Consider the following 12,558-nt stretch of genomic DNA (forward strand, 5'->3'; position numbering starts at 1 on the left):
CGAGGCAATCACCCCGTTGACCACCAGCACCTGGCGGAAGCCAAAGAGTCTGAGCGTCGGCGTGGTCACCGCTTTCATCCCGAGGTTGCCGAGGAAGTAGGCCAGGATCAGCAGGCCGGCGTCCACCGGCCGCATGCCGAAGCCCACCTGGAAGAGCAGCGGCAGCAGGAACGGCGTGGCGTTGATGGCGACGCGGAAGATCGTGCCCGCCGAGAGCGTCGAGATGGCGAAGGTCGGCACTTTGAAGGGGGACAGGTCGAGCAGCGGATGCGTCACCCGCCGCAAGTGCCGCACGGCGAACCAGCCGACGGCGACGCCGGCGGCAACCAGGCCCACTGTCGGCAGCATGCCATCCTCGGGATGCGCAAGCCGTTCCAGCCCATAGAGCATCGCGGCGAGGCCGAGCGCGGTGAGGAAGAATCCCGGCCAGTCGAGCGGCCTGGTCTCGGATTCGCGATCGCCCGGAACGAAGCGCGCGACAAGCAGCAGCCCGGCGAGGCCGAGCGGAACGTTGATGAAGAAGTTCCAGTGCCAGGACAGATAGGTGGTGATGAAGCCGCCGAGCATCGGCCCGATCACCGGCGCGAACAAGGCCGGCCAGGTGATCAGCGCCGTGGCGGCAAGCAATTCGGACTTGGCGGCGTTGCGCAGCACCAGGATGCGGCCGACCGGCGTCATCAAGGCGCTGCCGAGGCCCTGAACGATGCGGGCGGCAACGAATTGCGTCAGGCTCTGTGAGTAGCCGCAGGCGATCGACGCCAGCGTGAACAGCCCGATCGCGACGAGGAAAATGTTGCGCGCGCCAAACCGGTCGGCAAGCCAGGCCGACAACGGCACGAACACCGCCATGGTCAACATGTAAGCGGTGATCCCGATGCTCATCGCCACTGCCGGCACGCCGAAAGACTGCCCCATCTGCGGCAGCGACGTCGAGATGATCGTCGAATCCAGCAACTGCATGAAAAAGGCGACGGCAACGATCAGCGCGACGCGCCGCGCCTGGCGCGCCGCCGTCGGCACGAGCTGGGATACGGCCTCATTGTCGGGGATGCTGGTCATGACGCGCCGGTTGAACAGCATAAGGCTGAACCAGTCCAGAGCTTATCCAACAAACTTTCGTGTCGCCCCGCCGCCTGTTATGGATGAGCGCGGGCCGGACGAGGGAAATGCATGAAGCCGATCTATATCGACTACCTCAATGCTCTCGACATTGAAGCCCTTGGCCTGAGCGATGCCGAGATCATCGGCGCCGTCGAAGCCGGGCTCGTCGCCCAGGGCAAGGGCCAGACGGTGATCGAGCCGCGCGTCCATCTTGAGCCGGATCCGTCCTTTCGCGGTCATTTCAACGTGCTGCGCGGCTATGTGGCGCCGCTCGATGCGGCCGGCGTCAAGATCGTCGGCGATTATGTCGACAACTACCTGCACGCCCTGCCGTCCGAATTCGGCATACTCAACCTGTTCGACCCGCGCACCGGCGCGCCACGCGCCATCCTCGACGCCACCGTCATCACCGATATGCGCACCGGCGCGGTCACCGCCATCGGCGCCAAGCATCTGGCGAAGAAATCATCCAGGGTGCTCGGTCACATCGGCGCGCGCGGCACCGCCTACTGGAACGTGCGACTGCTCGATCACCTGTTCGACTTCGACGAGATCCGCGTCCATTCGCGCCGCCCCGAAAGCCGCGACGCTTTCGCCGCGAAGCTTGCCGCCGACCTCGGCAAGCCGGTTGTCGCCGTTGCCGACTGGAAGAGCTGCGTGGAAGGCGCCGACATCGTTGTCGAAGCCTCGCGGCTACCGGAACCGCAGCCCCTGCTCAAGACCGCCTGGATCAAGCGCGGCGCGCTGGTCGTGCCCTATGGCACGATGAGCGCGGTGGAGCTTTCGCTTACCGACATCATGCAAAAGATCGTCGTCGACGACTGGGGTCAGTGCAAGGGCGGCAAGTTCGGCTCGCTGCGCGCCCATGTCGAGACGGGACGGCTTAGCGAGGCGACGCTGCATGCCGAGCTCGGCCAGATCGCTGCCGGGCACAAAGCGGGCCGGCAAAGCGACGGCGAGACGATCCTGTTCTGGCATCGGGGTCTGTCGCTCTCCGACATCGCGCTCGGCAAGGCGATGCTGGCCAAAGCCGCGGAACAAGGCATCGGCCAGAGGCTGCGTTTCGCATGACCCCGCTCGTTCTCACCGGCGCCGGCGTCAGCATCGAGGACGTGGCCGCCGTGGCGCGCAGTGCAGGCAAGGTCGAGATCACGCCGGCGGTCATCGAGAAACTCGGCAAGGCCCGCCAGGTCCTTGATGACGCCGCTGCCGGCGGCCAGCAGATCTATGGGCTGAACACCGGGCTGGGCGCCAATCTCGGCACGGCTGTCGAAGGCGATGCCGGTGCCTTCCAGCGCCAGCTTCTCGACGGACGCGGAGCTGCGGTGGGAAACCCATTGCCCGCCCAGCTCGTGCGCGCCGCAATGTTTGCCCGCATCGCCATGCTTTCCGCCGGCGGCTCCGGCCTGTCGCCGCATGTCCTCACCGCGCTGGTCGATCTGCTCAACGCCGGCATCCATCCGGTGATGCCGTCGCTGGGCTCGATCGGCGCCGGCGACCTGGTGCTGATGACCGCGATAGCCCACACGCTGATCGGCGAAGGCGATGCCGACTATCAGGGCAGGCGCATGCCTTCGGCAAAGGCGCTGATGATGGCGCGGCTTGCGCCAGTCAGCCTGGCACCGAAGGATGGTCTGTCGCTGATCAACGCTTCCGCGGTTTCTACCGGCGCCGGCGCGCTGGCGCTCGTCGACGCGCTGTCGGCACTCGAACAGCAGGAGCAGGCCGGCGCGCTCACCATGGAAGCGTTCGGGGCCAACCGCACCATCCTTGACCCGCGCCTGCATCTGGCGCGGCCGGCCGCCTGCCAGCAGGTAGCGGCAAAGGCGTTGCGCGACCTGCTCACCCGCGACGGGACGCCCGCGCCGACCACCCTTCAGGATCCGCTGTCGATCCGCTGCATGCCCTCGATCCACGGCGCGCTCATCCAGGCGATCGACCATGCCCGGCTCACGGTCGAGATCGAGCTCAACGCGTCCGCCGACAACCCGCTGGTGCTCGCCAACGACTCACTCGTGCTGTCGACCGGCAATTTCCACACCGCCTCGCTGTCGCTCGCCTTCGAGACGCTAGGTCTGGCGATTGCGCAATGCGCGGCGGCGTCGGCCGCGCGCTTCATCCAGCTCACCGGCTCAACCCGCCACGGCTTGCCGAAATATCTGTCGCCAATCGGCGGCGCGTCCGCCGGCTTCGTGCCGCTGCAGAAGACGGTGACGGCGATCCTGGCCGCCATCCGCCACAAGGCCAATCCGGTGATGCTCGACTTCCTGCCCGTGTCCGAAGGTGTTGAGGATCATGCGACGCAGACTCCCCTCGCCGTCGCCAAATGCGTCGAGATGATCGTACTGTGGCGGCGGCTGATCGCCCTGGAGCTTATGGCCGCCGCACAGGCCGTCGATCTTCGCGAAGGTCTGACACTTGCGCCGGCCACCAGCGCGATCCACGCGGCCGTCCGCGCCCATGTGCCGACGCTTAAGGAAGACCGGCCGCTCGGATCCCATGCCGATGCGCTCCATGCGGTGCTCGCCGACGGGTATTGGCTCCCTGCGGTGCACCAAATACTGCTCGACTAAACGAGATCAGGGCACCGCATCGTTGCGGACGATCGAGATCACCACCCGCCCAAGCCAACCCTCAGGCCAACTGGCCGCTCGCACCGAATCGGATGGCCGGGCTCCGCCGCTTATGGGCCCGCCGGACGGCGCCCTCGGCACCCTCTTGGGTTGCACGATGAGTTCGGATATGAAGAGCCAAGGGCATATAAGGGGTGGCTCAATTGCATCGTTCCTGCTTCGTCTTGGCGGCAGACGCAAAAAATTTCCCATACGCTGTTCTGGGCGCGCGGCGCATACTGGACGTATCTGCGCCTATCGACGGTTTCATCCTTCATATCGGCGCCGGAACTGAGGATTTGCCGGTCGCGGACCGATTGCTCGGGGCTGCCGTCAAGATCGTCGACGTGTCCGATCTCATGAAGGAATTCGATTTCGATCCCGGTCACCTCAGCGTAGCAACCTACATTCGCCTGCTTGCCGACAAGCTGGCGGTATTCGAGCCCTACGACAGGCTCGTCTATGTGGACACCGATGTTATCTTCAACCGGTCGATCACCGACTTGGCCGATGTTGAACTGAATGCCCCACTCTTGGCGGCCCATGACGAACAGACCTATTTCGATCCGAGCTGCCGTGAGTCTCTTGAGATGGAGCCCGGCTCATCGCATTTCAACGCCGGCATACTGGTGCTGAACATGCCAATGATCCGCGCCGAGGGGCTCTTGGAGCGGGCGCGCGAACTGGCGCTGCGGCGGGTACCGAAGCTCGATCAGGGAGCGCTCAACATAGCGTTTGCCGGACGCTGGCAAACGATGCATCCGCTCTGGAATCTGCAGACCAACTATTCCAGCCAGATACCCTTCAGTAGAGCCTTCGCGCGTCATTTCACCTTCGGAAAGCCGTGGTGGCCAAGCCCTGAAGGAGTGGAACTCGCCGCGATGGCGATCTATCGCAACCTGGCGAAAGATACGCCCTGGCTCGATCGGTTCAAGCGTCCGCTCTGGACGAGAGGTCTGCGCAAGCGATTGCTCCGCAAATTCGACGGCCTCTCCGGGATCATTCTCAACAAGGAAAAATACAGACGCCGTTTCCGATTCAACGCCGAACGGTGCACCGCCATTTTTGCCGCGCAGGCCGATCAGGGGATGATGGCCGCAACCTATCCGGAGGTCCTGATGGGCGTGGTCAAGCTACGGAAATAGGCGCCGATCTCTCGACGAAAGCTTACCGGCTCGGGCCGCGAGGCCGGCCCAATACCTGCCGCACTTGGCGGCGAACCCAGGCAGACCCATCGCAGTGCCCGTTCAGGCTCTTGCGTCCACTTTCTTCATGAAACGCCTGAGCTCGTCTGGATCCATATGCACGATGTGCCGGTCTTCCGGATAGGCGCCGCTGTTGACGTCGCCGACATTTTCCGAGAACGCCGCGATGCGCTCCGCTTGCCTTCAGCCGATATCGATCATCACCTTGCCGGCCTCGACCTTCACCGGATAGGTTTTGAGGTTGACGCAGACCGGCGCGCCCTTGGCCTGGCCGGTCTTATAGTTGAAGCGGCCATTATGCTTCGGGCATTCGATGATGTCGTCCATCACCAGCCCGTCGGCCAAATGCGCCTTTTCATGCGTGCAGAAACCGTCGGTGGCGAAGAACTCGTCGTCAGGCGAGCGGTAGATCGCGAAGGTGCGGCCGCCATGGTCGAAGCGGATCACGTCCTCCTCGTCCACGTCGCCCACCGCGCACGCTTCGACCCACTCCGGCATCTTGTCCTCTCCTGATTGGGTTCGCGCAACTGCCGCGCGCACCGACCTTATTCGGCAGCCGCAGCCGTTATGTCGAGATCGTGGAATCGCCGCGATAGGGCTTGGCCGTCGGCGGCAATTCGCGCTTGAGGTAATAGTCCTCGTATTTCAGCTGCCTGAGCAGCACCGGCCAGACCTCGCGATAGGCATGCAACATCGACGGGTTCGGCTCCGGCAAATCGTGCTTGATCAACTCATGCAGCCTGGGCAGCGCATGATAGGGCACCATCGGGAACATGTGATGCTCCACATGGTAGTTCATGTTCCAGTAGATGAACCGGCTGATCGGGTTCATATAGACCGTGCGCGTGTTGAGCCGATGGTCGGTGACGTTGTCGGCCAGCCCGATATGCTGCAGCAGGCCGGTCGTTACCATGTGCCAGGTGCCGTAGAGCCGCGGCAAGCCGATCAGCACCAGCGGTATCCATGACCTAAGCGCGATCGCGACAGCGATCGTCGCGACGTATACCGCGATGTGCCAGCGCGCCGCGATCACCGCCTTGTGCTGCTCCATCTCCGGAATGTAGCTCTTCTCGTCGTCCGACAGCTTGCCGAAGGCCTGGCGCACCAGCGTGGGCAGCGAATAGCGGAAGTCGAGAATGCCCGTGAAGGCGAGCGCAGCCTTGATGAGGTCCGGGGGCCGCATAACGGCGATCTCGGCATCGCGGCCGACAATGATCGTGTCGGTGTGGTGACGGGCATGGCTCCAGCGCCACTGCACCGGGTTTCGCATCAGCATGAACGAGGCGATGTGATAAACGACATCGTTCATCCAGCGCGTGCGAAACGCGGTGCCGTGCCCGCATTCGTGCCAGCGCGAGTCGCTCGACGAGCCATAGAGCACGCCATAGACGAACATGAATGGCACGACCCACCACGTGCCCCAGAACCAGATAATGCCGGCGGCTGAGCCCAGGATCGCCGAGATCCAGATGACGCTATCGCGGATCGCCGGCCCGTCGCAACGCTGCATCAGCTCCTTCATCACCTTGCGCGGCACGTCGGTGTGGTACCACTCGGCCGATGCAAGTCCGGTCTCTATCGCAAGCCGCGTGCTCTCGCCGACAAGGCTGTAGTCGCGCTTCGTACCGGTGGTCGTCATCGTCATTAAAGCCCGTTGGCGCGGAATTTCCCGTCGAGGAATTTCTTGGCGCGCGGCACGTCCTCCTCGTCGAGATGCTCGATGATCACCGGGATGTTCGGGTGCTTTTTGCTGAGACGCTTGAGATAGAGATCGTAATTCAGCGCGCCGAGCCCCGGCGCCGGCAGTTCGATCTCGCCGACGCCGCGGAAGGTCAGCCCCTCATGCGCCTCCGCGTCGCCGATGTCGGCATGCTTCTCCGTCTTGTCGCCGCCCGAACGCTTCACGTCCTTGGCATGCGCGATTTTGATCTTGTCCGTCAGCGTGTCGAACACCTGGTTCAGCACTTGATCCATGCGGTCGATGTTGTGCGCCTCGAAATAGTTCGTCGGGTCCATCAACAGGCCGAGGCCGGGATGATCGACCTGAGCGAACATCCTGACCGTCTCCTCGACCGAGCCGACAACGTTGTTGACGTAGGTTTCGAGCAGGAACACCGCGCCGTGGTCGTAGGAGGTCTGGGCAAGATCCGAGATCACCTTGCGGCACTCCTCAAAACCCTCCTCGGTCTTGTTCTTCGGATGATGCACCCAGTCGGATTCGGTGTTGTAGGTGCCGGTTTCCGAGATCACGTAAGGCGAGCCGAAATCGCGCGCGTTCCGGATGATCTCCTTCAGGTAGGCAAGCCGCCGCTCGCGCTCGGCCCTGTCCGGGTGGATGATGTTCGTGTAGCCGGACACGCAGCAAACCGGCAGGTTGTGGTCGCGGAACGTATCGCGCACCCGCCTCGCCTTGTCCCTGGTGATCTGTCCGGCCGAGAGGTCGATATCCTTGAAATGCAGGTCGAGCTGCACGGTGTTGAAATCGAGCGCCCGGATGCGCCTGGCGACCTCCTCGAGCTCATACGGAAAATAGCCTGTGAAGATACCTGCCTGCATCATGAGGTGAAGTCCTCCCGATAAGCGATTCAATTGCCCTGTTTCTTAGTCGCCTGGTCGACAGGGATTTCGGACAGCCTGATGGTGCGGCCCTCCGCCATCGACCGGTAACCGGCCTCCACCAGCGCCATGGTGTTGACGTTGTCGGCAACGGAAAGCGCCGGCGGCGTGCCGGTCTTGAGCGCATATTGCAGTTGCTCCATGACGCCGATGAAGGCATGCGGAAACCACATCGTCTCCCAGCTCGGGCTGACCCATTTGCCGCCGGTCGTCTCTGTCGAGGCGTAGGTCAGCGTCGAGGCGACGCCCTTCGGCCAACCGATCGTGCCCTTGGCGACACCCTTGGTGCCATCGACGCGCCAGTCGATGTGCTGGTCGTCGGAATAGCCTTCCTGACGCGGGCCGGACCAGACGTCCTCCAGCGACACCGCGAGCACGCCGGAGGGAAAGCGCAGCGTCGAAACGGTGATGCCGTCGAAATGTTCGAACTTGGTGCGCGGATCCCTGCGCGTCAGCGTCGTGATTTCGTCAGGGTCGCCGAACAGGAAGCGCAGCACGTCGAGGTGGTGCACACTCATATTGGCGAGCGTCAGCCGGTCATATCCGGCGAGGAAGGTTTGCCAGTGCGGGATGGCATGCATGTCGATCTCGGCGAAGACGATCTCGCCCAGCGCCCCGCTATCGATGATCTGCTTCAAGACGCGCATCGACTGGTCGTAGCGCATGTTCTGGTTGACCGAGAGGATCTTGCCGGAAGCCGCCGCCTCATCGCGCAGCTCCACCGCTTCCTCGACCGAGAGCGCCAGCGGCTTCTGCGCCAGGATAGCCTTGATGTGCGGCTGCTTCAGTGCATGGCGGATCAGCGCGGGCTGCTGGTCCGGCGGGAAGGCAAGGTCGACGATCTCGACGCGGCTATCTTCGATCAGCCGCTCCGGCGTATCGCAGACGGTCGGAATGCCCCAGCGGCCGGCGACCTTTTCGGCATTCGTCCTGGTTCGTGAGGCGATCGCCACCACCGGAAAGCCGGCTTGCGCGTAGGCGGCGAGATGGCACTCGGCCATGATCATGCCGGCGCCGATGCAGCCGATCCGGTACTCCTTGACCCGGACTTTCACGTCCGGCTCGAAATCCATGCTCGCCATCCATTCCTCCCGTCGAGGACTGGATTTAACGCCAGGATCAGGCGGTCAGCCAAGGGCCGCGCCATCATTTCCCATCAGGGACCGGGGATCCGGCTTACGCGGCGATCAGCACCGTGCTCTCCGGCGACCAGCTGAGCATCACTTCTTGGCCTTCGGCCAGCCGCTCGGCGCCGGTGTTCTGGACAATGACCTTCACCGTCTGTCCATCGCGGTCGACGAAATAGGTGCTGTTGTTGCCGGCGAAGATGCGTTTTGAAACCTGGCCCCTGACCGTGTTGGCATATCCCGCCTCGGACGTTGCAGAGCCGGTTGAAATCTGGATGCGCTCGGGCCGCACGGCGCAGCTCGCCTTGGCGCCGGCCGAGAGAGACGCACCCGACGCAGCGGCGATTGCTGTACCGTCGGGCAGCCTGATGCCGTTGCCGGTCGCATCGCCGCGAAAGATGTTGGCGTCGCCGAGGAAGGTCGCGGCGAACTCGCTTTGCGGCCTGTCGTAGATCTCCTCCGGCGGCCCCTCCTGCACCAGTCGGCCGTCGCGCAATATGCCGATGCGGTCGCTCATCGTCAGCGCCTCTTCCTGGTCGTGGGTGACGAAGATGGTGGTGATGCCGATCTCGCGCTGGATGCGCTTCAGCTCGATCTGCATGTCGACGCGCAGCGCCTTGTCAAGCGCGCCGAGCGGCTCGTCGAGCAAAAGCACGCGCGGCTTGGTGACGATGGCGCGCGCCAGCGCCACACGCTGCCGCTGGCCGCCCGAGAGCTGGTGCGGCCGCCGGCCGCCGAGCTTGCCGAGTTGGACGAGATCCAGCGCCCGCTGCACTTCCGTAGCGATCGTCGCCTTCGGCTCGCCGCGCACCGAAAGGCCGAAAGCGACATTGTCGGCGACGCTCATATTGGGAAAGAGCGCATAGTTCTGGAACACCATGCCGATGCGGCGCTTTTCTACCGGCACGCGCTCGACGCTTTCGCCGCCGATGGCGATGCGTCCGGTATCCGGAAAGTCGAAGCCGGCGATCTGCCTGAGCAGCGTGGTCTTGCCGCTGCCCGAAGGCCCGAGCAGCGCATAGAAGCCACCGTCGGGAAAGTCGATCGAGACATGGTCCAGCGCCTTGTGCGCGCCGAAACTGCGGGAGACGTTCGATACCTGGACGCCGGCCATTATTTCTCTCCGCCGAATTTGAAGAAGCGCGCCGTCAGCAGCATGAGCGCCATCGACACCACGATGATGATGGTCGACACCGCGTTGATCTCGGGCGTGAATCCCTTGCGGATCGCGGCGTAGATTTCGACCGGCAGTGTTGTCTGGCCTGGCGTCGACAGGAAGTACGAGACCACGAACTGGTCGAACGAGACAGCGAATGCGAACAGTCCGCCGGCGATCACGCCAGGCATGATCCAGGGCAAAGTTACGCGCACGGTAACCTGCCACTGATTGGCGCCGAGCGAACGCGCCGCTTCTTCCAGCTCCGGCGCGAAGGTCTGCAGGCGGGCGGACACGACGACGATGACGTAGGGCAGCGCCAGCGCGACATGGCCGAGCAGGATCGCGATGAGCCCGCGGCCGATGCCGATGCCGAAGAAGAAGATCAGCATCGCGGTGCCGGTGATCAGCCACGGAATGGCGATCGGCGGGAAGAGCAGCGCCTGCAGGAATTTCTTGCCGCGGAACTCGTAGCGGTAGAGCGCCAGCGAGGCGGCTGACCCGAGCACCGTGGAGATGACGGTGGCGATGATCGCGATCTCGATGCTGTTCCAGGTCGCCGCGATCAGCTGGTCGTTTTGCCAGAGCGAAGCATACCAGTCCGTCGTCCACTCGAACGGCAGCTGGTAAAAAGGCGAGGCGTTGAACGACATCAGCGCCATGATGATGATCGGCAGATAGAGGAAGCCGAGCAACAGGAAGATGTAAAAGCGCCCGACCCACTCCAGAATGCGCGTCGTCGCCATCAGCCGGCCCTCCGCAAGACCGGTGCCGCGAGCGCCAGGATGACCAGCACTACGGCAAGCAGGATGAAGGAGAGCGCCGCGCCCAGCGGCCAGTTGAAGACGGCAACAAACTGGTCCTCGATGACGGTGCCGTAGAAAGTGCCGGTGCGGCCGCCGAGGATGCGCGGCTCCATGAAGGAGCCCACCACCGGCACGAAGATCAACGCCGCACCCGCGATCAGGCCGGGCATCGACAGCGGGATGATCACCCGCTTGAGCACCTGCAGCCGCGAAGCCCCGAGCGAGCGGCCCGCCTCGATCAGCGAGTCGTCGATCGCCTGCAGCGTGAGGTAACAGGTCAGCACCATATAGGGCACGTAGGAGTGCACCAGGCCGATGATGACCGCCGGGTAGGAATACATGAGATCGATATTGATCTTGAACGGCAAGACCGCATTGAGCGTGGTGTCGAGAATGCCGCCCTCACGCAGCACCATGGCCCAGGAGAAGATTCGCACCAGCCCGTTCGACCAGAAAGGCAGGATGACCAGCAGGAAGATCGCCTCGCGGCTGCGGCCTTTAAGAACCTTCGCCAGCACGTAAGCCGCCGGATATCCGATGACGACGCACCAAAGCGTGACCTCAAGGCCGAGCCGCAGCGAAGCCAGAAGAAGTGTCAGATAAAGGCTTTGCGAGAAGAAGGCGGCGTAGTTGCCAAGCGTGAACGACCACTCCTTCCCGGCCAGCGGCAGATCGGTCATGAAGGAGAAGAACACCATGGCCGACAGCGGCAGAAAGATCGCCACCGTCAACCACAGATAAGCGGGAAGCAGAAGCGGCAGGGCTGGCCGCAGTCCGCGGCGCGAACCGGTCGCGAGCTGCTCTGCCATGATGCCTTCCCTCCCCGTAAGACGCCAACTATTTCACGTTGACCTTCAGCTCCTGCCAAAGTGCCAGGTATTTCTCGCGCTGCTCATCCGTGACCGGCGCCTGGAACTGGATACGTTTGGCGACCTCTGCGCTGCCCATGACCTTTCGGTTGAATGCGTCCTCGGGCAGCGCCTCGACCGCCTTGGTGTTGGCCGAAACCGGCGCGCCGACCTTGGTGACCCATTCGACATAGAATTTCGGGTCGATCATGTAGTTGATGAAGGCCTCGGCGCCGGCGACATTCTTGGAACCGGCCGGGATGGAGAAGGCGTCCAGCCAGGCGACGGCCCCTTCCTGCGGGATGACCAGCGAGACCGGCAGCTTGAAATGCGTCTTGGCGCGGTCGGCGGAGCCGCTCCAGTAGGTGCCGATATCGATCTGGTTGGAGGCAACCATCTGGTTCCAGTCGTTCTCCGAACTCCAGAAGGTCTTGATCTGCGGCATCAGCGAGGTGAGCTTCGCCTTGACCGCGCCCATATCCTTGATGTCGTTGATGTTCTGCCCCGATGCGATGGCGCCGAACTGCACCGCCTCGACGGCGTCGTCGCGGATGATGACGCGCCCCTTATGTGCCGGATCCCACATCTCGGCGATGCTCGTCGGCGGCTTGTCGAACGACTTCTCGTTGATGGCTAGAGCGGTCAGGCCCCACACCCACGGCACGCCATAGACCTTGCCGTCATGGTTCAGCATCGGCGAGCCGGCCTTGTCCTTGGCGATATCGGCATAGTTCGAGAGCTTCGACGTATCGATCGGCTGGATCAGCTTGCCGGCCATCGCCTGGTCGTTGAAGGCGGCGTTGATCATGACGACGTCGTAGAGGTCGGGATTGGTCCTCAGCTTGGTCAGCATCTCCTGTTCGGAGTTGAAGAAGTCATTGACGACCTTGTAGCCGGTCGCCTTCTCGAAGTTGGCGACCGCCCATGGCTCGTCGGCGCCGTAACCCTTCCAGTTGAGCACATGCACTTCCTCGGCGGCCTGGGCGGCAAACGTGAATGCTGAGACGAAAACGGCGGTCGCCGTCAGAAAAGCGGTGAGTCTGGGCATGCGCATGTTTTTTCCTCTCATTGTTGGCCCGGTTGATGG

At 63.3% G+C, this 12,558-nt stretch carries 11 protein-coding genes and 2 pseudogenes; 3 read left to right on the forward strand and 10 right to left on the reverse strand.

Annotated features, from left to right (window positions below; genetic code table 11):
• Positions 1-1,059, reverse strand: a 1,059-nt coding sequence (locus tag EOA75_RS05340) for an MFS transporter (protein ID WP_127323803.1), incomplete at its 3' end; no start/stop codon positions are given.
• A 111-nt stretch (positions 1,060-1,170) separates the two neighbouring features.
• Here EOA75_RS05340 and EOA75_RS05345 point away from each other — a divergent pair.
• The 3 genes from EOA75_RS05345 (at position 1,171) to EOA75_RS05355 (ending at position 4,858) form a co-directional block, all read left to right on the forward strand.
• A complete protein-coding gene (locus EOA75_RS05345; protein WP_127216175.1) occupies positions 1,171-2,172 on the forward strand; it encodes an ornithine cyclodeaminase family protein in 1,002 nt (333 codons plus the stop codon).
• Complete coding sequence (gene hutH, locus EOA75_RS05350) at positions 2,169-3,674, forward strand: histidine ammonia-lyase (protein ID WP_095802323.1); 1,506 nt, start codon at positions 2,169-2,171, stop codon at positions 3,672-3,674. The genes EOA75_RS05345 and hutH overlap by 4 nt, the downstream gene beginning before the upstream one ends.
• Before the next feature lie 194 nt (positions 3,675-3,868).
• The gene (locus EOA75_RS05355; protein WP_127216177.1) at positions 3,869-4,858 is read left to right on the forward strand and encodes a glycosyltransferase; all 990 of its coding nucleotides are present in this window, start codon (positions 3,869-3,871) and stop codon (positions 4,856-4,858) included.
• A 102-nt stretch (positions 4,859-4,960) separates the two neighbouring features.
• Here the strand turns inward: EOA75_RS05355 and EOA75_RS35730 are convergent.
• The 9 genes and pseudogenes from EOA75_RS35730 to EOA75_RS05400 form a co-directional block, all read right to left on the reverse strand.
• Positions 4,961-5,098 (reverse strand): annotated as a pseudogene (locus tag EOA75_RS35730) (3-methyl-2-oxobutanoate hydroxymethyltransferase); the annotation flags it as partial.
• Positions 5,099-5,101: 3 nt separating this feature from the next.
• Positions 5,102-5,416, reverse strand: coding sequence for a MocE family 2Fe-2S type ferredoxin (locus tag EOA75_RS05365; RefSeq protein ID WP_067328880.1), 315 nt, complete (start codon positions 5,414-5,416; stop codon positions 5,102-5,104).
• Positions 5,417-5,463: 47 nt separating this feature from the next.
• Positions 5,464-6,557: pseudogene (locus tag EOA75_RS05370) on the reverse strand (fatty acid desaturase family protein).
• 5 nt (positions 6,558-6,562) lie between these two features.
• Positions 6,563-7,477, reverse strand: a complete 915-nt coding sequence (locus EOA75_RS05375) for a sugar phosphate isomerase/epimerase (RefSeq protein WP_095824970.1) — start codon at positions 7,475-7,477, stop codon at positions 6,563-6,565.
• Positions 7,478-7,503: 26 nt separating this feature from the next.
• Positions 7,504-8,616, reverse strand: a complete 1,113-nt coding sequence (locus tag EOA75_RS05380; protein ID WP_127323788.1) for a Gfo/Idh/MocA family oxidoreductase — start codon at positions 8,614-8,616, stop codon at positions 7,504-7,506.
• A 94-nt stretch (positions 8,617-8,710) separates the two neighbouring features.
• Positions 8,711-9,775 carry an ABC transporter ATP-binding protein gene (locus EOA75_RS05385; RefSeq protein WP_095824972.1) on the reverse strand — a complete coding sequence of 355 codons (1,065 nt, stop codon included), beginning with the start codon at positions 9,773-9,775 and terminating at the stop codon, positions 8,711-8,713.
• Complete coding sequence (locus EOA75_RS05390) at positions 9,775-10,563, reverse strand: ABC transporter permease (protein ID WP_127323789.1); 789 nt, start codon at positions 10,561-10,563, stop codon at positions 9,775-9,777. The genes EOA75_RS05385 and EOA75_RS05390 overlap by 1 nt, the downstream gene beginning before the upstream one ends.
• Positions 10,563-11,432 carry an ABC transporter permease gene (locus tag EOA75_RS05395; RefSeq protein ID WP_066992233.1) on the reverse strand — a complete coding sequence of 290 codons (870 nt, stop codon included), beginning with the start codon at positions 11,430-11,432 and terminating at the stop codon, positions 10,563-10,565. Before EOA75_RS05395 ends, EOA75_RS05390 begins: the two co-directional genes overlap by 1 nt.
• 28 nt (positions 11,433-11,460) lie before the next feature.
• The gene (locus EOA75_RS05400) at positions 11,461-12,525 is read right to left on the reverse strand and encodes an ABC transporter substrate-binding protein (protein ID WP_127323790.1); all 1,065 of its coding nucleotides are present in this window, start codon (positions 12,523-12,525) and stop codon (positions 11,461-11,463) included.
• Positions 12,526-12,558: the final 33 nt, after the last annotated feature.

This window comes from Mesorhizobium sp. M1A.F.Ca.IN.022.07.1.1 (assembly GCF_003997575.1).
Lineage (GTDB): Bacteria > Pseudomonadota > Alphaproteobacteria > Rhizobiales > Rhizobiaceae > Mesorhizobium.